The 24,504-nt window shown below is 34.1% G+C and carries 23 protein-coding genes and 1 riboswitch; of the genes, 4 read left to right on the top strand and 19 right to left on the bottom strand.

All coding sequences use genetic code 11. From position 1 onward, the window contains the following. The 18 genes from RGC78_RS03350 to RGC78_RS03435 form a co-directional block, all read right to left on the bottom strand. Positions 1 to 158: flagellar basal body protein (locus RGC78_RS03350; protein ID WP_309556073.1), on the bottom strand; the 158-nt coding region annotated here is incomplete at its 3' end. A 169-nt stretch (positions 159 to 327) separates the two neighbouring features. Then, entirely contained in the window at positions 328 to 717 is a 390-nt protein-coding gene (locus RGC78_RS03355; protein ID WP_252224849.1) for a TIGR02530 family flagellar biosynthesis protein, read from the bottom strand. After that, a complete protein-coding gene (locus tag RGC78_RS03360; RefSeq protein WP_252224846.1) occupies positions 718 to 1,686 on the bottom strand; it encodes a flagellar hook assembly protein FlgD in 969 nt (322 codons plus the stop codon). Positions 1,687 to 1,697: 11 nt separating this feature from the next. Next, positions 1,698 to 3,002, bottom strand: coding sequence for a flagellar hook-length control protein FliK (locus tag RGC78_RS03365; RefSeq protein WP_252224843.1), 1,305 nt, complete (start codon positions 3,000 to 3,002; stop codon positions 1,698 to 1,700). A gap of 6 nt (positions 3,003 to 3,008) precedes the next feature. Then, a complete protein-coding gene (gene fliJ / locus RGC78_RS03370; RefSeq protein ID WP_252212647.1) occupies positions 3,009 to 3,452 on the bottom strand; it encodes a flagellar export protein FliJ in 444 nt (147 codons plus the stop codon). A 34-nt stretch (positions 3,453 to 3,486) separates the two neighbouring features. Further along, entirely contained in the window at positions 3,487 to 4,794 is a 1,308-nt protein-coding gene (gene fliI, locus RGC78_RS03375; protein WP_252212648.1) for a flagellar protein export ATPase FliI, read from the bottom strand. A gap of 11 nt (positions 4,795 to 4,805) precedes the next feature. Beyond that, positions 4,806 to 5,594: a FliH/SctL family protein gene (locus RGC78_RS03380; protein WP_252224834.1), complete on the bottom strand. Its 789-nt coding sequence runs from the start codon at positions 5,592 to 5,594 to the stop codon at positions 4,806 to 4,808. Continuing rightward, positions 5,578 to 6,594, bottom strand: coding sequence for a flagellar motor switch protein FliG (fliG, locus tag RGC78_RS03385; RefSeq protein WP_252224831.1), 1,017 nt, complete (start codon positions 6,592 to 6,594; stop codon positions 5,578 to 5,580). Before fliG ends, RGC78_RS03380 begins: the two co-directional genes overlap by 17 nt. Positions 6,595 to 6,600: 6 nt before the next feature. Then, positions 6,601 to 8,163 (bottom strand): flagellar basal-body MS-ring/collar protein FliF, encoded by a 1,563-nt coding sequence (fliF, locus tag RGC78_RS03390; protein ID WP_252224828.1) that lies wholly within the window; start codon positions 8,161 to 8,163, stop codon positions 6,601 to 6,603. Positions 8,164 to 8,187: 24 nt separating this feature from the next. Further along, complete coding sequence (gene fliE, locus RGC78_RS03395; RefSeq protein ID WP_252212652.1) at positions 8,188 to 8,514, bottom strand: flagellar hook-basal body complex protein FliE; 327 nt, start codon at positions 8,512 to 8,514, stop codon at positions 8,188 to 8,190. Positions 8,515 to 8,527: 13 nt separating this feature from the next. Then, positions 8,528 to 8,935, bottom strand: a complete 408-nt coding sequence (flgC, locus tag RGC78_RS03400; protein WP_252212653.1) for a flagellar basal body rod protein FlgC — start codon at positions 8,933 to 8,935, stop codon at positions 8,528 to 8,530. 14 nt (positions 8,936 to 8,949) lie between these two features. Then, positions 8,950 to 9,351 carry a flagellar basal body rod protein FlgB gene (gene flgB / locus RGC78_RS03405; protein WP_252224824.1) on the bottom strand — a complete coding sequence of 134 codons (402 nt, stop codon included), beginning with the start codon at positions 9,349 to 9,351 and terminating at the stop codon, positions 8,950 to 8,952. A gap of 540 nt (positions 9,352 to 9,891) precedes the next feature. Further along, positions 9,892 to 10,290, bottom strand: a complete 399-nt coding sequence (locus RGC78_RS03410; RefSeq protein ID WP_309556047.1) for a TIR domain-containing protein — start codon at positions 10,288 to 10,290, stop codon at positions 9,892 to 9,894. A 79-nt stretch (positions 10,291 to 10,369) separates the two neighbouring features. Next, a complete protein-coding gene (locus tag RGC78_RS03415) occupies positions 10,370 to 10,828 on the bottom strand; it encodes a RipA family octameric membrane protein (RefSeq protein ID WP_048601839.1) in 459 nt (152 codons plus the stop codon). A gap of 73 nt (positions 10,829 to 10,901) precedes the next feature. Beyond that, positions 10,902 to 14,003 carry a type I restriction endonuclease subunit R gene (locus RGC78_RS03420; protein ID WP_309556048.1) on the bottom strand — a complete coding sequence of 1,034 codons (3,102 nt, stop codon included), beginning with the start codon at positions 14,001 to 14,003 and terminating at the stop codon, positions 10,902 to 10,904. Beyond that, positions 14,000 to 15,196, bottom strand: coding sequence for a restriction endonuclease subunit S (locus RGC78_RS03425; protein ID WP_307149262.1), 1,197 nt, complete (start codon positions 15,194 to 15,196; stop codon positions 14,000 to 14,002). The genes RGC78_RS03420 and RGC78_RS03425 overlap by 4 nt, the downstream gene beginning before the upstream one ends. Continuing rightward, positions 15,193 to 16,761 carry a type I restriction-modification system subunit M gene (locus tag RGC78_RS03430; RefSeq protein WP_309556049.1) on the bottom strand — a complete coding sequence of 523 codons (1,569 nt, stop codon included), beginning with the start codon at positions 16,759 to 16,761 and terminating at the stop codon, positions 15,193 to 15,195. The genes RGC78_RS03425 and RGC78_RS03430 overlap by 4 nt, the downstream gene beginning before the upstream one ends. 4 nt (positions 16,762 to 16,765) lie before the next feature. Further along, on the bottom strand, positions 16,766 to 16,987 hold the full coding sequence (locus RGC78_RS03435) for a helix-turn-helix domain-containing protein (protein ID WP_024822623.1): 222 nt from the start codon (positions 16,985 to 16,987) through the stop codon (positions 16,766 to 16,768). Positions 16,988 to 17,638: 651 nt separating this feature from the next. Between RGC78_RS03435 and RGC78_RS03440 the strand changes: the two genes are divergently transcribed. The 4 genes from RGC78_RS03440 to RGC78_RS03455 all read left to right on the top strand — a co-directional run bounded on the left by RGC78_RS03440 (position 17,639) and on the right by RGC78_RS03455 (position 23,093). Further along, on the top strand, positions 17,639 to 19,933 hold the full coding sequence (locus RGC78_RS03440; protein ID WP_309556050.1) for a phage/plasmid primase, P4 family: 2,295 nt from the start codon (positions 17,639 to 17,641) through the stop codon (positions 19,931 to 19,933). A 271-nt stretch (positions 19,934 to 20,204) separates the two neighbouring features. Beyond that, positions 20,205 to 21,104 (top strand): phage major capsid protein, encoded by a 900-nt coding sequence (locus tag RGC78_RS03445; protein ID WP_309556051.1) that lies wholly within the window; start codon positions 20,205 to 20,207, stop codon positions 21,102 to 21,104. Between the two features lie 75 nt (positions 21,105 to 21,179). After that, positions 21,180 to 21,383, top strand: a complete 204-nt coding sequence (locus RGC78_RS03450) for a transposon-encoded TnpW family protein (protein WP_071441617.1) — start codon at positions 21,180 to 21,182, stop codon at positions 21,381 to 21,383. 57 nt (positions 21,384 to 21,440) lie between these two features. Then, a complete protein-coding gene (locus tag RGC78_RS03455; protein WP_309556054.1) occupies positions 21,441 to 23,093 on the top strand; it encodes a DUF4368 domain-containing protein in 1,653 nt (550 codons plus the stop codon). 180 nt (positions 23,094 to 23,273) lie between these two features. After that, positions 23,274 to 23,356, bottom strand: a riboswitch (cyclic di-GMP riboswitch). A 200-nt stretch (positions 23,357 to 23,556) separates the two neighbouring features. Here RGC78_RS03455 and RGC78_RS03460 read toward each other — a convergent pair. Beyond that, complete coding sequence (locus tag RGC78_RS03460; protein ID WP_252212655.1) at positions 23,557 to 24,411, bottom strand: flagellin; 855 nt, start codon at positions 24,409 to 24,411, stop codon at positions 23,557 to 23,559. Positions 24,412 to 24,504: the final 93 nt, after the last annotated feature.

A 24,504-nucleotide genomic window follows, 5' to 3' on the forward strand; every position in this document is an offset into this window, starting at 1 on the left:
GTTGCTGATGACATATTTTGATAAAGCATATCAGAAAATCTTGCACTTGATGCTTTAAATCCTGTAGTACTTACATTAGCAATGTTATTACCTATAACATCTAATTTAACTTGATTAGATTTCATTCCACTTATTCCAGAATACATTGATCTTAACATATTTTATTGCCTCCAAATCATAATTCGTTAACTTGTCTCTATCATTCAACAAGTCTAGGCTTCCATGTTAACAATGCTCAATTTACAATATTCAATTTACAATCATAAAATTATTTATTCCTTAACTGTCAATTGTCAATTGTCAATTGTCAATTGTCTAAGGTCCAGCCTATAGTATTACCACACTATCTATATTGGTAAATATATTATCTTTTGCTCTTTCTTTCTCAATAGCTGTTATTAATGTCCTATTTTCTATACTTGCAATTAATGCAGTATCTTTGTACAAAATAACAGAATTCTTTGAGTTTTTATCTTTTGCGATTTGGAATCCTTTTTCAATTTCTTGCATATCTTTATCTGTAAAGTTAATTTCATTTAGTCTTTCAGCTGCATGCTTTGATACAATAAAACCTTGATTCTTATTGATAACATTATTTAATACATCTTTAAAACTATTTTTTTCTTCTGTTTTTGTTGTAAATTTTGGATTGGTATTCTTAACAGGTTCAAAGGTACCTATTGGATACACTTGACCATTGATTATTCTATAACTCAATTATTTTCCTAATATTGATTGTAATTTTTCAAGGTCATTTGCATAGTCTTGTCCGTATCCTGCCTTGTCCTTATTATCTACCATTCCTAAAACTTGACTTACCTTTTCTTCTTCTGTTGGATTTTGTGAATCCACCTTATTTGTATTTTCTACTTTTGAATCTTCTTCTGGTTTCTCTTCAGGCTTTTCCTCTGGCTTTTCTTCTGGTTTAACATTCATGTCATCTTCAGTTAAATCTCCTGCTTTTACTATTGAAGCGTATGGATATTCCTTTGTAATTAAGTTTCCTTCTTCATCTTCAGTCTCTACTCTAACTTTAACAACACCATTATCTATAAATGTACTTTTTATGGTTCCTTTTATTATGATGTTCTTATTATTTTCATCATAAGTAGAAATAACTACTTTTTGATCCTTTAAAGCTGAAGCTGATAAAAAGTCTGAATTCACTAATATGCTATTAACATCTGACGCTGTATAATTAGGAACTTCTAAGACTGTTTGTATCTTACTAACATCAAATACTTTGTACTCATTTTTACCATTTTCATTAACTTCTACAGAAATATAAGTACCATATTTATCTTTAGACACTCCTCTAACTACGCCTGTATATAATTCACCTTTTTTATTTGCTGCATCTAGTGTTACACCCTTACCAATTAATTGTTGATATGAAAAATTACTCATCGTATCATTTAAGTTGTACATTTGTTCCATAGCTGCAAATTGTGCCATTTGAGTAACATATGCCGTTGAGTCTTGATCGGATGTTGGATCTAAATTAGATAACTGAGCTGATAAAAGCTTTAAAAATGAGTTTTTATCAAATTCTTGACCTGATTTAGATATTTTAGTTCCTCTATCAGTTGTCATTTTTCCTTGAGTAGAATTAGTCTTACTATTTGCTGCATTAGATGCATTGGTCTTACCGAGAGCTGCATTTACATCACTCATAGAAAAAGTCATAACTTCACCTCCTAAGCAAAAAAGTCTAAATTACTATTTAAATCTTCTATAATATCATCTTCTGATTCCACTGAATCAATTTCAGATGTTTGTCCATTATTACTGTTTTGTTTTTGATTTTCTTTAGCTAATCCTCTTCCAAAGCCTTGTTCTTTAAAGAATGTAGTATCTTCTTGATACAATTCTACATTTACATCAGCAACTTTTATATTTTGTTCACCTATGGCTTTTTTCATTTCAACTAAATTTTGTGAAAGAAGTTCAAATGTTTCTTTAGAATTTGCTTTTATGTTAGCTTTCATGATTCCATTTTCTTGAATCAAACTAATAGTAACTTGACCTAAATCTTTTGGGTTTATTTTTACTGTTAATTCTTTCATAGAGTTTGTAATCATAAGCTTAACATTTTTAATTAAATCGTCTCCCATAGTTGCTTTATTTATTGTTACTGGCTCAGTTGGAGCAGCTACATTATTTGAATTAATTTCATTTCTTGAAGAAAGTAAATTGATTTTATTTAATACGCTATCATCTTTATTATTGTTTAAAAGCTTATTTAAAAAATCATCTTCATCTGAAGTGCTTGTAGGTACTTTTTCTTCTTCAATATTTTGATTATTCATTTGAGAATTGGCATTTTGCTCAAAATTCTTAAATGCAGTATTAAAGTTAGAAGTTTTATTTTCCTTATTTTCTAATGAACTTGATATTTGGCTCATTAAATCTTTAACTTTATTTGATACATCTGTATCTTCATCAAGTTTATTTCCTAACTTACTCAATAACTTATTTAATAAATCTTTATTATCAGAATTTAATAAATTAGTTAAAGGACTTTCTGAAGCATTTAATAGATTTTCAAGAAGCTTAGGTAAATCACTATTTTCTTTACCTAAGTTGTTAATTATTGAATTCAATATATCAGAATTTAAATCTTTTACTTCAATATTTTCATCTTTAACAGAAGATAACATATTAAAAATTGAATTTAACATTTCAATAATTTCATCTTTTGATGCAGTATCAAGTTTTTCTTCTATTTCATTAATTTTTTCTTCTACATTAACATCTTTGTCATTAACATTTTTATCTACAGCTTCAATCTTACCTTTTATATTTTCACTATCATTCTTTGTATTTTCTACTTTTGTATTTGATTTTTCATTTAGTACATCTTTAAAGCTTGTATCATCTTTACTTTTTGCAGTGTAATTTTTATCATTACTATGTGATACACTATTAACTTTAGATGGTGTTACATTAGATTCTGTATTTAATGATGTTAAATTTAAATTAGAACTTATATTCATTTTCATTTATTCTCACCTCCCTTCATTGATTCTTCTCATATATGAATAAAGGGCTATTTCATCAAGGTTAACTTGTTCAACCCTTTCTTCCTCTTTAATGTGCTCTAAAAATTTTTTTTCTTTTAATATTTCAACAGTTTTCCTATCAACCTGTTTAGATACCAAATCACTTCTAGCTTCATTCACTTTTTTGTCCTTCAAAACTAAATCTTTTTCAGTTTCTTTAATTCCAGTTTCAAGTCCTTGAAGATAATACCTTTTTAATTTTTGGTATACTACATCTTCCCCTGGAACAATTCCATTATATTTATCATAATTAAACTTTAATTGATTTAATTTTTTTTCAGTGTTTTGTTTTTGTCTTTGTGTTTCAGTAAAAATTCTTTTGCTCTCTTCTTCTTTATCTTGTCTTATTTCAAGAAGCTTATCTAAACTAAATTTAAATTTTTCTGCCACTTACCATACCTCCACTACTGATGTGTGATATTTACTATTCAAACATTGACACTAAATAACTTATACTCTCATCAAAATTTGATTTTTCATTAACAGTTTGACGCAGAAATTCTTCTATTTTATCATGATAAGAAATTGCTAAATCTATTTTTTTATTACTACCTTTTACATATGCTCCTATATTAATTAAATCCTCTGATTCTTTATATGTTGCTAAAAGGTCTCTAGCAATAGAAGCTGCTTTTATATGCTGTGGTGGAGCTATTGAATTCATAAGTCTACTTACACTATTTAATATATCAATTGCAGGATAATGATTTTTATGAGCAAGAGATCTTGATAGTACAATATGCCCATCCAAGATACCTCTTACAGCATCTGCTATTGGTTCATTAAAATCATCTCCATCAACCAAAACTGTGTAAAAAGCAGTTATTGAACCATCTTCTGACGTCCCAGACCTCTCCATTAATTTTGGTAACTTAGCAAATACTGATGGTGTATATCCCTTTGTTGCAGGAGGCTCTCCTATTGCAAGACCTACTTCTCTCTGAGCCATTGCAAATCTTGTAACAGAATCCATCATTAAAATTACTTTTTTACCTTTGTCTCTAAAATATTCTGCTATTGCAGTAGCTGTAAGAGCACCCTTTAATCTTATTAATGCTGGTTTATCAGAAGTAGCACAAACTACAACTGATTTTTTCATACCTTCTGGTCCTAAATCTTTCTCTATAAATTCCAGAACCTCTCTACCTCTTTCTCCAATTAAAGCAATAACATTGACATCTGCCTTTGCTTCTCTTGCTATCATCCCAAGAGTAGTACTCTTACCAACTCCACTTCCTGCAAAAATACCTATTCTTTGACCATCTCCACAAGTTAAGAATCCATCTATAGCTCTAATACCTGTTGGCATTATTTCTTTAATTCTTTTTCTTTTCAAAGGATCTGGTGGATTATTTTCTAGTGGGTAATCTTCTCCTTCTAGAAGCTCTTCCCCCCTTAGTGGCTTTCCTAATCCATCAATAATTTCACCTAATAGTTTATCAGAACATCTTACACTTAAAGGCTTACGCATTGGAACTACTCTACATCCTGGAGAAATTCCTATTAATTCATCTAATGGCATTAAAACAACAAATCCATCTTTAAAACCAACCACTTCGCAATTAACAGGAGTATTTTTTTCATTATATATAATACATAACTCTCCAACAAATCCTTTTATGCCTTTTACTTCAACTGTAAGACCAATTACTTTATTAACTACACCTTCAGTATATATTGAATTAGTATTGTCAACCTTCTTGATTAAGTTATTAAAGTCAATATCCATCATGTTTAATACTCCTAATCTTGTCCCAATATTTCTTTTTTTATTGCTTCCATGCCTATATCAAATCCAACAATTACTTTGCCATTAGGTTTTTCTATAGTAGCATTACCTGGTTCCATAAAATCATCTGTTAATATAAAGATTTCATCTTTTATTGAATAAGATATTTTCCACCTATTAACTTGTGACTTAAGTTCTTCAACATGAATAGAATTACATTTTATTATTAAATTCTCTTCACCTTTGGATAACTCAATAGCCTCTTCAACTAATAAGTTCATTGAATCTTCATAACTTAATTCTTTTCTTAAGATGTTTTTAGCAATCTCTAAAGATAATTTTATAATATCAGACTTCTTCTCTTCTAAATATTCAGCATAATTCTCATTAGCAGATTTTAGAACTTCTTCTGCTTTATTAATAATTTCTTTAGATTTAGCTTTGGCTAAATCTATATTTTCATCATAAGCTTTTTTATATCCGTCATCATAACCATTTTTTAGCCCTTCTTCATATCCCTTTTCATAAGCTTCTTTTTCCAAATTTTGAGCTTGCATGGTTCCTCTTAAAATGATTCCCTGTTTTTCATTGTTGGCATCTTGTATTATTCTTTTTCCTATTTCTTCATACTTTTCAATTAAAGCATCTACTTCTTCTTTTGAATAAAATTTTTCTTGAACTTCTTCTTCAATATTTTCTTCAAACTCTGTTTTCTTTTTCTTAGATATATATTCAGTAGAAATTTTCTTTTTTTCTGCATCCAAAGCACAGTTCTTTTTTATAATACTATACGATGATTGCATCTTCTCCACCTCTTGAAATTATTATTTCATTTGATTCGTCTAATCTTCTAATTATAGAAACAATCTTTTGTTGTGCCTTTTCAACATCCATAAGTCTTACAGGTCCTAAGAATTCCATATCTTCCTTTAAAGAAGCAGCAGCTCTCTTAGATTGATTTCTATAAATTGCATTTGCAACATCTTCTGAACAGCCTTTAAGTGCAAGTGATAAATCACCAACTTCAACTTCTCTAAGAATTCTTTGAATAGATACATCATCAAGAGTAATAATATCTTCAAATACGAACATAGAACTCTTAATCTTATCTGCAAGTTCTGCATCTTCTCTTTCAAGACCCTCTGTAATATTCTTTTCAGTTGTTCTATCAACTTGATTTAAAATGTCAACTAATGTTTGAACTCCACCTAAGCTTGTCATCTCTGTCTTTACTACAGAAGACAACTTACTTTCAAGTACTGCCTCTATCTCTTTTATAACCATTGGAGATGTATTACTCATAGTTGCAATTCTAAATGCAACCTCTGATTGAGTTTCTTCTGAAAGTTCTGCCATAACTTGAGCTGCTTTATCAGCTTGTAAATAGCATAAAATTAAAGCTATAGTTTGAGGATGTTCATAAGTTATTGCATTTAAAAGCTGATGAGCATCAGCTTTTCTAGCAATAGCAAATGGTCTGTATTGTGATGTAGCTTCTGAAACTTTTTCTAAGATTTCATTTGCTCTTTGTGCACCTAAAGCTTTTGATAATAAAACTTTAGCATAATCCATTCCGCCCTCAATTATATAATCTCTTGCTTTATTTATTTCTAAAAATTCATCTAAAATTTCTTCTCTTTGTTCTGATGTAACAGAAGTTATATTAGCAATTTCATATGATATCTTTTGAATCTCTTGCTCAGGTAATTTTTTCAATATTCCTGATGAAGCTTCCGGTCCAAGCGTTATAAAAAGTATTGCTGCTTTTTGAACTCCTGTTAATTTTTTAGGTTCTTTACTCACAGACTATCACCTCTCATCCTCTGCAAGCCAAGCTTTGATAATTTCAACCACTTGCTCTGGCTTATCTGTGGCATATTTTTTAATTTCATTTTCCATATGAGTTTTTTCATTTTTAGTCTCAAATTCTATTGGTTCAAATAATTCTGATTCTTTTTCATCCCCAACTACTACATCTAACAATTGAGTTTCATCATCATACTCATCTTTAGCATTTTTTCTTCTCTTTTTAACTAAAATAACTATTATTATAATTAAAGCTAATAATGCTATAGCACCCATAATTATATATTTTTGCATTTCCTTTTGTTTAGCTTCTGCATTAAATGCATCTGTTTGGTTTTGAGCGTCTTCTTTTAGACTTGGATCAAAATTCATACCTAATACAGAAATTTGATCTCCTCTAACAGAATTAAATCCAATTGCATTAGATACTGCATTTTCAATAGCCTGTTGCGTTGCTGCGTCTAAATTTCCATCAACCACAACTGAAGCTGTCATTCTCTTAACTTCACCTGGCGCGCTAATAACCTTAGTTTCAGTTTTTCCAATTTCATAGTTATTTTTTTGTTCTTCTCTTGTTGAATTAGAATTTGTATTATTTTTATTATCTGTAGTGTTACTTATATTATTATCAACGGGACTCTCGCTAATGTTCCCATCAGTACCATTATTATTAACTTCTTTAATTGTTTGTTGACTTACAACTACTTTATTAGGATCAAGAACTGTTTGTGTTTGTTGCTTAGAATCAAAATCTAAGTCTACATTAATAGTAGCCTTAACCTTGTCTTTACCTATAACAGGTTCTAATAAGCTTACTATTTCCTTTTGTAATTTACTTTCATAATTTTTTTCTAAAGAATATTGCTTATCTAACGATTCTGAGCTCATCATCTCATTTTCATCATCATTTAAATTAGCTGTAAGTAAATTCATCTTATCATCTATGACTTCAATATTTTCTTTAGGAATATTTTCTGTACTACCTGAAACAAGTGCAACTATTGATTTCACTTGATCTTTAGTAATTTCGCTTCCTGTCTTTAACTCTAAGTATACAGCAGCCTTTCCTGGCGTACTTTCCTTAACAAAAACTGAGTCTGTAGATGGTGTTATATGAACTCTTGCACTTTGTACTTGAGAAAAACTTTTTATTGTTTTTTCAAGTTCTCCCTCTTGCATTCTTAACTTTTTAACTTTAAACTCCTCGTCCGTCATTCCAAAAGAACTTCCACTATCCATTAATTCATATCCACTACTTCCTGATTTCAATTCAGGAGCTAGTTCTAGCCTTAATTGATCTACCTTATCATTAGGTACTAAAATAGTATCCCCTTGTATTTTGGTTGTAACTTTTTGTTCATTTAGCTTAGCGAGTATAGTCTGTGCATCTTTGGGATCAAGATTTGAAAACAAAATTTGGTACTTATTTGATGATGTGTAAATTACTGTACTTGCAATAGCAATAATTACAGCAACACAGGATACAAAAATAGCAATTTTTATTTTCTTGCTTTGAGTTTTAAACTTTTCCCACAGCCCTTTGACTTTTTCTAAAAGTTTATTCATTTATCGTAGCACTCCTCACTTCAGTTACAATTGCATTTTTATTAATTCTTTATATGATTCCACTAAATTATCTCTAGTTTTAACTAAGAATTGTAATGCTAAGCTTGCCTCTTCTCCTTTTATCATAACTTCATCTATATTTACATCATCACCTTTAACAAAAGCATTGGTGTAATTATCAGCTTGTACTTGTTTTGTATTTACATCACTTATACAATTTTTCAATGTTTCACCAAAGCTCACATTGTTTTCTTTATTAGATGTAACTTCTTGTCCATTTTTATTATTTAAAACATCAAATTTATTGTTAAATAACACTTGTTTTTGGTCAAACCCATTAATAATCTTCATTCTTATTTACTCCTTATTTACCAATTTCTAAAGCTTTTGAAAACATTCCTTTAAGTGCATTTAATGTTTCTACATTGGCTTCATATGATCTTGTAGATACCATCATATCCGCCATTTCATTTAGCACATTAACATTAGGCATAGTTACATATCCTGTTGCATCCGCATCAGGATGAGTAGGGTTATAAACCTTTCTAAGTGGTGATTTATCCTCTACGATTTTCACTGGTTTAATTCCTGCCATTTTTCTATTTTCATCAAGTGCTTCTTGAAAAACTGCTATTTTTCTAACATAAGGACCACTACCATCTGCACTTCTTGTGGTACTTGAATTAGTCATGTTAGATGTTATTGTATCCATTCTTAATCTTTCTGCTGAAATACCTGTGGCACTTATTTGCATAGATGTAAATGCATTCATAAATTATCCCTCCTTTACTTTATAACAGTTTTTAAACTATTAAATTTCCCATTTAATTTAGTAATCAAAGCATTGTATTTTAATGTATTAGCAGCTTGATTAACTTTTTCAAGTTCTAAATCTACATTGTTATCATCAGTTCTCATACTAGTATTTTCTTCTCTTACGACTTCTATATCGCCATTTAAATCATTATTTCCTCTTAAATGTCTAGAATTTGTAATTTTCAATGATAAATCCTTTGTATCTGAGCCATTTTTTAAGTTTTCTTCAAAAATTACATTGAATTTCTTATATCCTTTTGTGTTTATATTTGCCATATTATTAGCTATAGCTTTTGACCTTGCATTAGATGCTTTAAGTCCATCTTTGATCAAATTATATGTATCATATGATTTAATTGAATTTATAGGCATGTGTTTCCCCCCATAATAATTTCTTTAATAATTTAAATAGTTATATTTTACCCAATAATAATACATTTTTTATCTATTTAATATAATTATAAAATAATAACTATATTTATGCTACATCTTTTTTTACTTTTAATCCAAATTATTACAAATATTGCAATATTTTATTCTAAATATTTTGCATTTCCATAAATCCATATTCTATTATACTATATATAAAATTGTTTTTAACTACTTTTTTTGAAAACAATTAAATATTTTATAAAAATTTCATATTTCAGTATATTTTATTGAGAAAACTATAACTTTTCCACCTTTTCTGTCATATTCATTTTTATTTAATATAAGACATGTATTTCATATTTTTTATCTAGTGTTTAATTTTAATTAATTAATCTAATCCAAAATAAAAAACCACCCCTAAAAGAAGCGTTCACTTAGGGATTGAAGAAAAACTTAACTGAACAGCTTCAAGCGGGACAAAAAAGACCAGTCATGTTCAAGTGTAATTGCTTGTAGTGACTGGTCTCTTTTTTTATACAATTATTTACGTATAGCTCCAACAATTGAACTGGTATTCCACTTAACAATTTCATCAGCTGCATTTTTAACGACTTGTGAAGTTCGTTCAGAGCCCCAAGGCTCAATTGCAATAATCCGTTTTGGAGTATAAAAACCATTTTTCGCAAGGTCTATTTCTATATTAATCCACTTACTATATGTAGAATAGACACCAGCAAGAATTAAAACACAACTGGCAGGAGCCATTTGAGCTTTAATGGCTTCTTTTAGCTGCCACTGTGTCGGGGCATTGTGTATAGGGTTATCCTTAGGCACAGAATAATTTCTATACGAGAAATAGCTAGCGTTATCTAATAGATCAACCAATCTGTCATATGCATCCGAATAAGTCCATGAATGGCTTATAAATAAATTATACATTTTATTAACCTCCTTAGTATAAAAATTTTTTACATGTATTTTCGTAATACTACTGCACAACTATTGTTCATGTATGTGTTCATTTAAAAATACAAATTGCCACTTGCCAAAATATGCATATTATGTAGAGGATAATAAAAAGCCATGGAAGAATTCGTTCCAGATGTGTAAATCGCCTATACTTTTTATTATCTCCAAGCAATGACCATTCATAGGCATATGGAGATATGGGCAACTTTTTTTCGATTTCATTTATTATTTGATATTTAACACTATTAAGTTTCTTATAGCTTATTATCGAATTTAACCACAGTATACTTACAATTGCTCCGACTATAGATAGAAGTATGCTTTTATAATCAAACGTAAATGAAATCAACGCAATAATAGCAGCATTGACTGTGATGTATACATTGTTAGTACTGATTCGTCGCTCACTATTACTATTGGCCATTTCAACACAGGTTTTCCATTGTTCAAGTAAATGTTCTTTATATTGTTCTCCATATTCTTCACTTTTCAAGTTTTCTATTTCCACTGTCTTCCCTCCCCCTAAAAATTAGCATAGCAACTATAATGCTAATTATAATTAATGATCGTAATGCAAGTTGCTACACCAACCCTAAATACTTCTCAAAGAATAACATCAGTTTTTCGATAATTCCTTGCTTTTTCGCAGCTCTGCCTCCGCCAAAGCGGGATACAGGTGGCATGATTTTATCAATATCTGTACCGGTCGTTTTAAGCATTCCGTCTCGGAATGCATTGTCGATAAAACGGCGGGTTTCTTCGGGCTTTAATCTTTCTTCTTCTATAATTGCTGAAATATCCGCTTCTTTACGCTCGTGGAGGAATTTTCGCCAATCCTCATCCACTTTGGTCGATACATTGACTTGCTCTATAAAACGCTCGATAAGTTCTTTCTTACTTCGAAGTTCAATACTCGAATTGATAGCCTTATCAATGGTCGTAAGAATGGTTTTATCCTTGCAGTTGGATTGTTGATATTTAGCTACAAGCATAAGGATGTAGTCAATATTTACCTCTATCTGCTTGACCAGTTCAATCTCAAAAACTATGTCATCATTGATAGTTTCTTTGTCACCATCAGTACCTTTTCTATATTCCTGATACAGGTCAATATAAATGCTCTGATAGTCCTGAAAATCCCTTTCAGATAAAATCTCGTTTCCTTCAAAGTCATCGAAGGAAGTAAGAATATTTCTGAGTCGAAGTATTGCTCCATATAACCGGATAAAGTCTTTTTCTGCTTCTTCTCCGATAATAGGTTGGCCAAGGGGATACTGTGTTGTAAGAGTTGTAATCAGTTCTGCATAGCCTGGCTTATATTCACCTTTATCATCATAGCCGTTATAGTATTCTTCGTATGTTTTTAACAGTACAATACCGCCAGCATCCTTATTGCCGAATAGTGCAATAGCTTTGTCTGTTTCTTCTTTCAAATCTCGGAAACAAACGATATTACCATAGGTCTTAACGCTGTTTAAGATGCGGTTAGTTCTTGAAAAAGCCTGAATCAGTCCATGCTGTCTCAGGTTTTTATCTACCCATAGCGTATTCAGGGTTGTTGCATCAAAGCCTGTCAGGAACATATTGACAACAATCAATATATCAATCTCCCGATTCTTTACACGAAGAGAGAGGTCTTTATAATAATTCTGGAACTTGTCCGAGGAAGTATCGTAATTTGTACTAAATGTGGAATTGTAATCTCGGATAGCCGCCTCAAGAAAGTCTCTGGAGCTCTGGTCAAGGTTTTCCATATTAAAATCCTCTTCAGGCAACAGTCCATCTGGCTCCTCCTCATTTGCACTAAAACTGAAAATAGTTGCAATGGTAAGGTTACGGTTCTTTTGTGCTATCTGCTTCTTAAACTCATTATAGTATCTGATTGCCATTGGGATGGATGCAGCAGCAAATATGGAGTTGAAACCGGCAACTCGCCTTGTTTCACGCTTTTCAATCATCTTTTTAGGGTTGTGCTTATCTGCTTCTTCCCATTTCGCGGAGAATGTGTAATAACTATTACGCTTCGTCTTCTGATCAAAGTGTTCAAGAACATAAGAAACAATTTCACTGATTCGCTGTGGATCTGCTAAGGCTTTTTCTCTGTCAATGCTATAAACTTTTTTATCATTAACGTAATCAGGCATTTTGATGGTATTAATAAAATCTATTCTAAAAGGCAGAACATTCCCATCATTGATGGCATCTACAATGGTATAGGTATGTAGCTTTTCTCCAAAAGCCTGCTCGGTTGTACGAAGCAGTGGGTTACCTCCTGAACTGGCATTAGCAGCAAAAATCGGAGTTCCCGTAAAGCCGAAGATATGGTAGTTCTTAAAACTCTTCGTGATAGCTTGATGCATTTCACCAAATTGGGAACGGTGACACTCATCAAAAATCAATACCACATGTTTCTTGTAAATATCATGCTGTTTGTTTTTACGTATAAATATATCCAACTTCTGAATCGTGGTTACAATGATTTTGTATTCATGAGGATTTCCTTTTTCATCCCTGTCCTCCAATTGTCTTTGAAGAACTCTTGTGGACGTATTACCGTTAGCTGCTCCCTTTTCAAAACGGTCATATTCCTTCATAGTCTGATAGTCTAGGTCTTTACGGTCAACAACAAACAGTACCTTGTCTATGTAAGGCAAGGCAGAAGCTAATTGGGCTGTCTTAAAACTGGTCAATGTCTTACCAGAGCCTGTTGTATGCCAAATATATCCTCCAGCTGCAGTTGTGCCCATCTTCTTGTAGTTGGTTGATACTACAATACGTGATAATATACGTTCTGCAGCAGCTATTTGATAAGGACGCATTACAAGGAGCAGATCTTCAGATGTAAAAATACAATATTTTGTTAGTATATTTAAGAGGGTATGCTTGGCAAAAAATGTTTTAGTAAAGTCCACAAGGTCAGGAATAATTTTGTTGTTTGCATCTGCCCAAAAGCTGGTAAACTCAAAGCTGTTGCTTGTTTTTTTGCTTCTTCGACGTTCACTACTGCTTTGCTCCTTGATATGAGCATTTCTTGTGGTGTTACTATAATACTTTGTATGGGTGCCATTGGAGATTACGAATATTTGTACATACTCAAATAAACCAGAAGCCGCCCAAAAGCTGTCACGCTGGTATCTTTTTATCTGATTGAAAGCTTCACGGATAGCAACACCACGACGCTTTAACTCTACATGAACTAGTGGAAGTCCATTTACAAGGATTGTTACATCATATCGGGTTTCATGCTTGCCGCCTGCTTCTTCATATTGATTAATAACTTGCAAACGATTGTTATGGATATTCTTTTTATCCAAAAGGTATATGTTCTTTGTTGTTCCATCTTCACGTTTTAGAATCTGGATATGGTCATCTTGAATCTTTCTGGTTTTTTCAACAATACCCTCATTTGTATTGGCAATACATTCTGTGAAAAATCTATCCCATTCACTGTCAGTAAAAGTGAAGTCATTAAGCAGTTCAAGTTGCTTTCGGAGATTTTCTATCAATGAAGCTTCATTGTGTACTGAAATATATTCATATCCTTGTGAAGTTAGTTGCCTGATAAACTCCCGCTCAAGTTCTGCCTCGCTCTGATACTTTTCAGGACGGACATTATATTCAGCTGCATATTCAGCAACAACCGTTGCTTCATCAGTACTGGCAACGATGTTGTAAATGCTCATGCCGTCACCTCCTTGAAAGATAACAGTTTATCTCTGTAATATTCATATTGCTTTTGCCGTGCTTCGATTTCGGCCGGAATGCCGCTGGTTAAGTCGTTGCAGAGAGCGTCAAAGCGATCGAGGATAGCTACGATGCGCTCTTGTTCCTCAATGGGAGGGACAGGAATCCGATAATCCTTAACATTTGTGTCGGATATTGCTGGATAACTTGCACCTTGTTGATACTTTTCAACATGATAATAAAAAGAAGAAGATGCAATGTGATATAAAACCCATTTTTGTAGAACAATATCTGTATTTGCCCTTAAAACACAAAATCCAGTGCTACATATTTGTCCATCATACTCACTATCAATTAAACAATATCTTTTTAATAAAGGTCTTGTAGTAGCGAACAAAATATCGCCTGCCTTTACGATTTGTTGTGCCCTACTTGGTGCATTGTTTTTATTGATTTCCTGTGTTTCAGTAATATAATGTAGTTCTCTATCAACTGACGTTAAATCAATATATTTGTAAGTTGTTGATTCATCTTCCAAAGACCATTTTATATTTGATGTTGGTAGGGTGCATTCTTTAAGCGAAATCCATTTAACAGTATCTTCGTTAAGATCAGTCAATAGTAGATCCCTATAATACTCATACTGCTTTCTCCTTGCTGTAAGCTCTGCTGTAAGCTCTGCTGTAAGCTCTGCTGTAAGCTCTGTGAAATTGTCCAGAATACGGACAATTTCCTGCTGAACAGCTAGAGGGGGAAGGGGAACAGAAATCCTTGCCATGACGTTGCTCATCAATTTTGGGTTACCCATACCATCATTAACATATTTTTTTGCATATACTTGCAAAACATAAAATAGAAACTTAGTACTTACCAGTTCATTATTTTTAACCCTTAATAATCCACAAACATTTGTTATACTAAATTTTTCGTTAATATGATAAAAAACAGAACCAGCGTTTGCTCCATCTGTTGTCCATGTTACGGATTCGCAGTCATAGTCAAAAGTATTTATGTAGCCAAAAACACCGTTATTTGCTGTTTGTGATGAATAAACGGGATAAACACCAGTATTTTCTCTTAGATAATTTTTGGACATTACTCTCCCACGTGTAATGTCACAAATTTCTTCCACTGTTACAAACTCCACTCCATCTGGACAAAGTTCAGCAATCAATTCATCTAACTTACTCATTTGCCCACCTCAATTTCCGCAATAATCTTATCTATTTCTTCCCGCAAAATCTGCTCTCTCGCCACAATTTTTTCTATCTCAGCATTGAGGGCAACAATATCAATCTTTTCTCTGGTATCCTCCTGTTCAACATAGGTAGAAACAGACAGGTTATAATCTTGTTCAGCTATTTCACTGTTTGGCACAAGCCTAGCAAAATGCTCTATATCTTTTCTATCTTTGAATGCGTTAAGAATGGTCTCAATATTTTCTTGTGTAAGCTTGTTGTTATTCGTAACCTTTACAAATTCCTTTGATGCATCGATAAATAAGGTGCTATTTTCTGATTTAGACTTCTTCAGCACCATAATGCAGGTAGCAATGCTGGTACCATAAAACAAGTTATCCGGTAACTGAATGATACAGTCGATATAGTTATTATCAATCAGGTACTGCCTGATTTTCTTTTCAGCGCCTCCGCGGTACATTACACCGGGGAAACATACGATAGCCGCTGTTCCGTTTGTTGCAAGCCAAGAGAGACTATGCATAATAAAAGCAAGGTCTGCCTTAGACTTAGGAGCCAATGCTCCCGCTGGAGAAAAACGGGGATCGTTAATCAAAATAGGATCATTGTCGCCCTTCCATTTAATAGAGTAAGGTGGATTTGATACAATGGCTTCAAAAGGCTCATCATCCCAATGTTGCGGATCTGTTAGTGTGTCCCCAAGGGCAATATCAAATTTGTCATAATCAATATCGTGCAGGAACATATTAATTCTGCACAGATTGTAGGTTGTAATGTTGATTTCTTGACCGAAGAAACCTTGACGTACATTTTCTTTTCCTAAGATTTTTGCAAACTTTAGCAGTAGAGAGCCAGAACCGCAGGCGGGGTCATATACCTTGTTGACTTCAGTTTTTCCTACTAATGTTAAGTGGGTAAGGAGTTCAGAAACCTCCTGCGGCGTATAGTATTCACCACCACTTTTTCCTGCATTGGATGCATACATACCCATTAAAAACTCATAAGCATCACCGAATGCATCTATGGTATTGTCTTTGTAATCTCCCAGCTTCATTTCTCCAACAGAATTCATTAGCTTAACCAGCTTTTCATTACGCTTTACTACAGTGTTACCTAGCTTATTGCTGTTAACATCAATATCGTCAAACAGACCTTTGAAATTATCTTCACTCTCTGTTCCTTGGGCAGATGCCTCTATATTACTGAAAACCTGTTCCAGTGTTTCATTTAAGTTTTCATCGTCCTTTGCACGAGCTCGGACATTTTCAAAAAGTTCGCTGGGTAAAATAAAGAAGCCCTTTGTCTTAATTAAATCCTCTCGTGCCTGTTCTGCTTCTTCGTCGGATAACTTAGCATAATCAAATTCCGTATTGCCAGCTTCCCATTCTCCGGCGTTAATATAGGCAGTAATATTTTCAGATATGTAGCGGTAAAACAGCATTCCTAGAACATATTGCTTAAAGTCCCATCCATCTACACTGCCTCTTAGATCATTTGCCATATTCCATATCGTGCGGTGTAATTCCGCCCGTTCCTGTTCTTTTCTGTTGTTTTCCATAACTCTACTTCCTTTCTTCAACCATATTAGGCACTAATTCCATGATATCTTTAAAATCAACGCCAAGTGCCGTACAAACCTTTACAAGAACATCCATACTGACATATTCGTTTTTAGAAAGCTTTGAAATTGACGATGGACTTATTCCCGCAGCAGCTTGCAAATCTTTCTTCTTCATATCGCGGTCTATCAACAATTTCCAAAGCTTTTTATAGCTAACGGTCATCTTGGTCACCTCTTTATATATGTTTTTTCCATTATAGCACATTTCCTTCAAAAACAACATGATTATTCTGTGTTTGTGAAGTAATTTTACAATGTTAACAAAAATAATAATGGTTGTGTATGCCCTTCTCTTTTGCTTTATTCAAATAAATACTTTTAGACAAAAAAGTCGGAAACTCTAATTGAAACATCCAAAGCTAAGGCATTTCAGCCTTCTTAAACTAAATATCGCTTTAGCTCAAATTTGAGCAAAAGCATAAGCATTACAGCTGTCTTTACTAGAAAATAGACAGGCTGTTTTTTTATTTTAGGGGTTCGAATCAATAAAATTCTTCGCTTATGAATGAGGAAGAAAGATATTTTTCTAAAACCCTCAACTAATGTGTTTTACCAAGGCTATAAGGTGAGAGGAAAAATAATCCCCCAATGAAAGCATAGTTTTTCTCTCACTGCTCCTTGACAACTGAATACCCCGAAATGCAAGAGATACTTCAAGCAGAATATGCCATGACGATAATTCCGAGCGTATTCCTTGAAAGATAACGAGGTTGTGTCAAACAAGGCAAACCCTCTGGAACCGTAGCGTTTCGGGTCATTAATAAAAGGCAAGGAGGTGAAATAACTGAAAACACAATATGAGAACTTGCCTCAGATGCTTAAAGATAATCCTCAGTTTTGCTGTTGGAAATATGAAGAGCGAAGTGGCAGAAAAACCAAAGTTCCCTATAACCCAGTAACAAGAAAAAGGGCAAAAGCAGATCAGCGGAGTACATTTTTAGATTTTAGTTCGGCAGCAGCTGCTATAAGTGATTATGACGGTATCGGATTTTTGGTAGGTAATGACATCTGTGTTATCGACTTAGATGATTGCTTTGACAGTGGTGATAAGCTTAAGCCTATTGCCCAAATTGTTGTAGATGTTTTTAGTGGTTGCTATATGGAACACAGTCCATCTGGGAAAGGGTTGCATATTTTCTTTAAGGCCACTGGCTATGACTTTGACAAAACAAAATACTATATCAACAACAGAAAGCTGGGAGTTGAGGTCTATGTGGCTAGAGCAACAAACCGCTTTGTTACCGTAACAGGCAATGTATTTGTAGATGGTGATATACCGGAGAAATCGAATGAGCTTCAGATGATACTAGACAAGTATATGCTACGTCCTACCCCTGTGAAGCAACTACTGGATACAGAAAGCCAATCCTATCTGTCCGACAAGTCTGTTATTGAGAAAGCATTAAAATCGGCAAACGGAGAAAGGTTCAAAGCGTTATGGCAAGGGGATACATCAGGCTATGCTTCTGCCAGTGAAGCTGATTTAGCACTTTGCGGTATGCTGGCATTTTGGTGTGGCAGGGATATTGAGCAGATGGACAGACTTTTCCGGCAGAGCGGCCTAATGCGAGATAAATGGAATAGACCGCAGTCTGGCAGTACTTATGGAATGATAACCATAGAAAAAGCTATCGCAAATGCTACTGAAATATATAAACCAGGTGGTATACATTCATCAGCTACAGAAGATTTTGGTGAATGTTCCCTTGCTGATTTTAAGCCTGAGAGTAACGATCGCTACCCTTGGACGGATATTGGGGCAAGCAGGCTGTTTGCTGATTATTATAAATCTTATGCTCGCTTTGTTCCCGAAAGGAAGATGTGGTTTTGCTACGAGAATGGTATTTGGATTCCTGATGTCGGTAATCTAAAAGTAATGGAAATGTGTAAATCATTGGCTAACCAACTACTAACCTATGCTTTGACTATTCAGGATGAACATCAAAGAAAGGCATACATTGACTATTGCCGAAAGTGGCAGTCAAGAAGATACAGGGAAACGGTGCTTAAGGATGCACAGAGTGTATATCCCATATCAATGGCTGAATTCGACCAAGACCCGCAGGTTCTCAACTGTGCCAATGGAACATTGTTTCTAACATCCATGGATTTTCATCCCCACAACAGCGAGGACAAACTCACAAAGATATCTGGTGTTAAATATGACCCGGAAGCAAAAAGTGAGCGATGGGATAGATTTATTCATGAGATTATGAGCGGAGATGAGGAAAAGGCAAAATTCCTCCAAAAAGCCTTTGGTTACAGTATCAGCGGAGACACTCGGTATGAATGCCTGTTTGTTCTCTATGGTGCTACAACTCGAAACGGAAAAGGTACGCTATGCGAGAGCATTCTTAAGGTATTAGGCAGTTATGGCTGTACCGCAAGGCCAGAGACTATCAGTCTGAAAAAGAACAATAACAGTTCAAGTCCAAGTGAAGATATTGCCCGGCTTGCAGGAGTACGCTATGTAAATATCTCCGAGCCTAGCAGAGGACTTGTCCTAAATGCTGCACAGGTAAAAAGCATGACGGGTGGTGACACCATCAACGCAAGGTTTCTACATGAGAATTCTTTTGACTTTTCGCCAAAGTTTAAGCTGTATATCAACACCAATTATCTGCCCGTTATTACGGATATGACGCTGTTTTCCAGTGGCAGAGTGGTTATTATCCCTTTTGAACGACACTTTGATGAAAGCGAGCAGGATAAAAACCTAAAACGTGAATTCGCCAAACCGAAGAATCAGAGTGCTATCCTCAACTGGCTAATTGAAGGCTATCAGTTGTTAAAAAAGGAAGGCTTGACTTTACCTGATTCCGTTAAGACAGCAACGGAGGCTTATAAACGTGACAGCGATAAAATAGCATTATTTTTCGAGGACACCTTGGAGGAAAGTCCTAACAGTGAGGTGCGGACATCCGAAGTGTATGCCCGGTATCAGCGTTGGTGCAGTGCCAATGGATGTTATTCGGAGAATGCAAGAAACTTCAAACAAGCCTTAACAGCTATCGCTCGTGTAGAACGGAAACGACCACGTTCTGGTGGTGGAATGACCACAATGCTTATCGGATATAAGCTGACAGAAGAAGAATTTTTTCTTATTTAAACACAGTGTAGCAGCTTGTAGCAAGAAAAACAGGTTATATAAAAAATCGCTCTCGTATAGAGAGTTTAGTTTTTATCTGCTACATCTTGCTACAAAGCTTAAAAACACTAAAACACTGGATACAACTCCATGTGTTAATACCCGCCCCTAGGGGAGGTCAAATCTCCACACCTTTTCATCTGGACAACGGGCGTGGGGCAACGCGTAAAAAAACGCGGTTTCAAACGGGGTATATACCCCACATTTAATTAAATTTAGGAGGTAAACAATTATGGCAACATCAACAACTTATAATAGAGCGTTTTGGAATGTTATGAAAGGAAAAGAAGAAAATAATCAAAATCTAAGCGAGGGCTTTGATAATGTAGGAGCCTATGTCGCACCAGATGAGTTCAGAGAAGGCTTTAACACTGCTCTATCCAAGGAGAATATATTCCGCAGATTTGCTACTGTTATCAATCTATCTTCTGCAGAAGGTAAAATTCAAGCGGTATCCTCAACGGGTACAGCAGATTGGGTTGAAGACGGAGATCCAATCCCTGAAAGTGCCGATACATTTACACAGTTTCTGGTGAAATCATACAAGCTGGCAGCTCTTGTCAAGCTAAACCGCTCATTCGTCACCGATATGAACTTTAATCTTGAAAAATATCTGATGGGTGATTTTGCGAAGCGTTTTGGCAAGGCCGAGGAAAATGCATTGCTTAATGGAAATGGCACAACACAGCCAACAGGTATACTTACGGCAGACGCAGATGTAACTACAGCAGATAGTGCTACTATCTCTTTTGACGAGATTATCTCGCTGTACTTTTCATTAAAAGATGAATACCGCAGTAACGCTGTGTTTATCATGCACGATAATACTGCCATGCTTCTTAGAACCCTTAAAGATACAAGCGGCAGTTATCTGTGGAATTCTTCGGATAACACCATCTTCGGAAAGCCTGTAGTTACCTCTCCATATATGCCTACAGTATCAGCAGGAGCAAAAAGCATTGTATTTGGAGATTTATCATACTACTGGCTGATTGAACGTCAACCAATAACGATAAAAAAATTAAGTGAGTTATATGCATTGCAGGGGCAAATCGGATTTTCTGCTTACGAGAGATTGGATGGGAAGTTGATTCAACCGGATGCTCTGAAAATATTACAAATAAAAGCTTAAATAATGGATTAGGCACTGAGTCATCAATTCGGCTCAGTGCCAGTTCCATCAAAACATCGGACAGGAGGTCACGATATGGAAAATCAAAGTAACAGCCGCACAACCAAATCCGATATCGGAGGTACGGTCTATGTGGTGGAATCACGAGTAAGTGATTCAGCAAAGGAAAGTGCATATTCCAAGCTGAAACGACTGATTACAGTCAACGCAAAAAACCTTTCAAAGTTATCTGATAGTTCATATAAACCCACGGAAATCAACTCGACTTCTTCAAGGTAGTACGGTAATATACATAGTGCTAAACCGCTTGAAGACTGTCGGAAATGGAGGATAAAAATGAATAGACAGTCAACATTTAGCACTATACGTAAATCAACATTAGCATTTGAAGAAGCAAAAATTACTGCTCTTTACTGCAGGCTTTCACGTGATGATGAGCTTGCAGGGGACAGCAACAGTATAGTAAACCAGAAGGCAATTCTAAAGAAATATGCTGAGGACAACGGTTTTCGTAACATCGAATTTTATGTGGATGATGGGGTCAGCGGTACAACTTTTGATAGACCAGACTTTAACCGCATGATTGCAGATGTAGAGTCCGGTAGAATCGGAACGATTATCATCAAGGATATGTCCCGCTTCGGCAGGGATTACCTTAAGGTAGGTTATTATACCGAGATTATGTTTCCTGAAGCAGATGTACGATTCATTGCTATTAACAACGGTATTGATAGTGCAAACCAAGCAGACAGTGACTTTACACCGTTTCTTAACATTATTAATGAATGGTACGCTAAGGATACTAGCAAGAAAATCCGTGCTGTGTTCAAATCCAAAGGACAATCCGGTAAGCCACTCTGCACCAATCCACCTTACGGTTATATTAAAGACCCTGAAGATAAGTTGCACTGGATTATAGATGAGAAAGCCGCCGAGGTGGTCAGAGATATTTTCCGACTGTGCATGGCTGGCTTTGGACCCACACAGATAGCAAAGCAACTTGAAAAGCGATGCATTGATACACCTACGGTTCATCTTCGCAAAATGGGTATTAACACTCCAGCAAGACCACCTGAAAACCCATATGCTTGGTCGGCTCGTACCGTAGCAGATATTCTGGCTAAAATGGAATATCTAGGTCACACGGTAAATTTCAAGACTTCTAAAAAGTCATATAAGAGCAAAGTCAAGATATTGAATAATCCAGAAGATTGGCTGGTTTTCAAAAATACCCATGAAGCAATTATTGATGAGGGCACTTGGGAAACAGTGCAGAAAATCAGAGATGGCAAGCGAAGACCATCACGATTAGGTGAAATGGGAATGCTCTCTGGCATGATGTTTTGTGCCGACTGTGGAGCAAAGCTGTATCAGGTTAGAGGCAAGGGATGGACACACGATAAGGAATACTTCGTTTGTGCTACTTACCGCAAGAAAAAGGGTATGTGCAGTTCACATCAGATACGCAATGTTGTAGTGGAACAGCTTTTGCTAGAAGACTTAAGACGTGTAACCTCCTTAGCTAAAGACCATGAACAGGAATTCATCCGTATAGTTATGAATAATTCAGAAAAGGAACTTGCCAAAGAACTTCGCCAAAGTCAAAAGGAGTATGAACAAGCACAGACTCGTATTGCTGACATAGATAAAATCATTCGAAAGCTATATGAAGACAATGTGATGGGCAAAATTCCCGAAGAGCGTTTTTACAAGATGTCAGCTGAATATGAAGCCGAGCAGAAGGCACTGGAGGAAAGGATAACCAAATTAAAGCATACCATTGATACAGCAAATGAACAGTCCCTCAATACCGACCGCTTTTTAGCACTAGTTAAAAAGTACACAGAAATTACAGAATTGGATGCAGAGATTATCCGAGAGTTCATTGACAAAATTATAGTATTTAAGGCTGAAAAAGTAGATGGCCGCAGAACCCAGCGGATTCAAATTTTCTATAACTGCATTGGCGCTATCGACTTACCAAACTAAACGAAAAAACGGCATAGCCGAATATCAACGACTATGCCGAATTTTTCAGGAATTATAAATCCCTATCTGACCGCTCCTAAGAGTAGTTACATAATGAAATTAATTATATATAAAAAAACATATTAATTAAATTAATTGCTTTTACATAGAATTAATTAAAACAAAAAGTATATTATACCCTTCGGCAACTGGCTGGCATAGATTGCTCCTTAGCCCCTATAGCTTTGCGTCACTAACTTTAATTAGTTTTGCCTATTCAATTGTATTACATATTACAACTATATTATAACCTATTTTCCATGATTTTTCAAAATAAAACAAAATTTTTTTAAAAATTTTTTAATAAAATTTCCAACAATATATTTTGCTTTTTAATTATATAAATAAAAACGCCTTACTTAATATAAAAATCAATATAAAATCAAATTTATTATTAAGTAAAGCATATAAATATAATATTTATTTATCTAATATTTTTTAAAACATTCAATGCATCTTGTGGGAAATTATTACTTTGAGCAATTAAAGAAATAGATGATTGTATTAATATTTGACTTTCTGAAAACTTAAGCATCTCAAATGCAATATCCGCATCTGCAATATTACTTTGAGATTTTTCTAATGACATACTATTTTCAGATATAGCATCTCCCGTCCCCTCAAGTCTTAATTGTATTGCTCCGTACTTGCTCCTAGCACTAGATACAGATTGTATAGCTGTATCTATTATATCTAAAGAATTACCTATATTATCTTTATTTGTTACATCTAAAAGTTTTTTACCAGTATCATCTTTGAATCCTAACCCTTCAGCTGTAAGATTAAACTTAGGTAGAACTGTAAGTTCATCTTGTAAACTTCCTATCATAGAAGTTACTGCTCCATCTTTAATAGTAGCCTTATCTTCATTTATAAGTTTAACACCATTAAACTCTGTATTTTTAGCCATATAATCTAAATGATTTGTCAACTGATCAATTTCCTTTTGAATTACTTCTCTGTCTTTAGAAGTTAATGTTCCGCCTCCTGCTTGAACTGTTAACTCTTTAACTCTGCATAAACTGTCATTCATTTCTTGCATAGCACCATCAAAAGTTTGAATCATAGAGTTAGTATCTTCAATATTCCTTTTTGCTGCTGCATTACTTAAAACTTGTATCTTAAGCATTTGGCTTTGAGTTATCTTATTAGGATTATCCTTAGCTGAATTAAGCTTAAGACCAGAACTTATATTGTTAACAGCAGAAGAATTATTTGTAAGTTGCTTTTTATAGTTATTATATATATTTGCAGAAAACATATTATGACTTAATCTCATTTAATCACCACCATTTTTTATTTTAACAATATTTAGTTATCGGTTTTTATCATAAAAACTTTATGTTTTAAATTTACATTTGCATCTATCTGG

The organism is Clostridium aquiflavi (genome assembly GCF_031344075.1).
In the GTDB taxonomy this organism is placed as follows: Bacteria; Bacillota; Clostridia; order Clostridiales; family Clostridiaceae; genus Clostridium; species Clostridium aquiflavi.

What these genes read in the sequence shown, in the direction of transcription:
- RGC78_RS03360 (WP_252224846.1), bottom strand. Translation starts at nt 1,686, where the DNA reads ATGACTTTTTCTATGAGTGATGTAAATGCAGCTCTCGGTAAGACCAAT.
- RGC78_RS03365 (WP_252224843.1), bottom strand. Translation starts at nt 3,002, where the DNA reads ATGAAAATGAATATAAGTTCTAATTTAAATTTAACATCATTAAATACA.
- fliI (WP_252212648.1), bottom strand. Translation starts at nt 4,794, where the DNA reads ATGATGGATATTGACTTTAATAACTTAATCAAGAAGGTTGACAATACT.
- RGC78_RS03380 (WP_252224834.1), bottom strand. Translation starts at nt 5,594, where the DNA reads ATGCAATCATCGTATAGTATTATAAAAAAGAACTGTGCTTTGGATGCA.
- fliF (WP_252224828.1), bottom strand. Translation starts at nt 8,163, where the DNA reads ATGAATAAACTTTTAGAAAAAGTCAAAGGGCTGTGGGAAAAGTTTAAA.
- fliE (WP_252212652.1), bottom strand. Translation starts at nt 8,514, where the DNA reads ATGAAGATTATTAATGGGTTTGACCAAAAACAAGTGTTATTTAACAAT.
- flgC (WP_252212653.1), bottom strand. Translation starts at nt 8,935, where the DNA reads ATGAATGCATTTACATCTATGCAAATAAGTGCCACAGGTATTTCAGCA.
- flgB (WP_252224824.1), bottom strand. Translation starts at nt 9,351, where the DNA reads ATGCCTATAAATTCAATTAAATCATATGATACATATAATTTGATCAAA.
- RGC78_RS03410 (WP_309556047.1), bottom strand. Translation starts at nt 10,290, where the DNA reads ATGTATAATTTATTTATAAGCCATTCATGGACTTATTCGGATGCATAT.
- RGC78_RS03420 (WP_309556048.1), bottom strand. Translation starts at nt 14,003, where the DNA reads ATGAGCATTTACAACATCGTTGCCAGTACTGATGAAGCAACGGTTGTT.
- RGC78_RS03425 (WP_307149262.1), bottom strand. Translation starts at nt 15,196, where the DNA reads ATGAGTAAGTTAGATGAATTGATTGCTGAACTTTGTCCAGATGGAGTG.
- RGC78_RS03430 (WP_309556049.1), bottom strand. Translation starts at nt 16,761, where the DNA reads ATGGAAAACAACAGAAAAGAACAGGAACGGGCGGAATTACACCGCACG.
- RGC78_RS03435 (WP_024822623.1), bottom strand. Translation starts at nt 16,987, where the DNA reads ATGACCGTTAGCTATAAAAAGCTTTGGAAATTGTTGATAGACCGCGAT.
- RGC78_RS03440 (WP_309556050.1), top strand. Translation starts at nt 17,639, where the DNA reads ATGCTTAAAGATAATCCTCAGTTTTGCTGTTGGAAATATGAAGAGCGA.
- RGC78_RS03445 (WP_309556051.1), top strand. Translation starts at nt 20,205, where the DNA reads ATGGCAACATCAACAACTTATAATAGAGCGTTTTGGAATGTTATGAAA.
- RGC78_RS03450 (WP_071441617.1), top strand. Translation starts at nt 21,180, where the DNA reads ATGGAAAATCAAAGTAACAGCCGCACAACCAAATCCGATATCGGAGGT.
- RGC78_RS03455 (WP_309556054.1), top strand. Translation starts at nt 21,441, where the DNA reads ATGAATAGACAGTCAACATTTAGCACTATACGTAAATCAACATTAGCA.
- RGC78_RS03460 (WP_252212655.1), bottom strand. Translation starts at nt 24,411, where the DNA reads ATGAGATTAAGTCATAATATGTTTTCTGCAAATATATATAATAACTAT.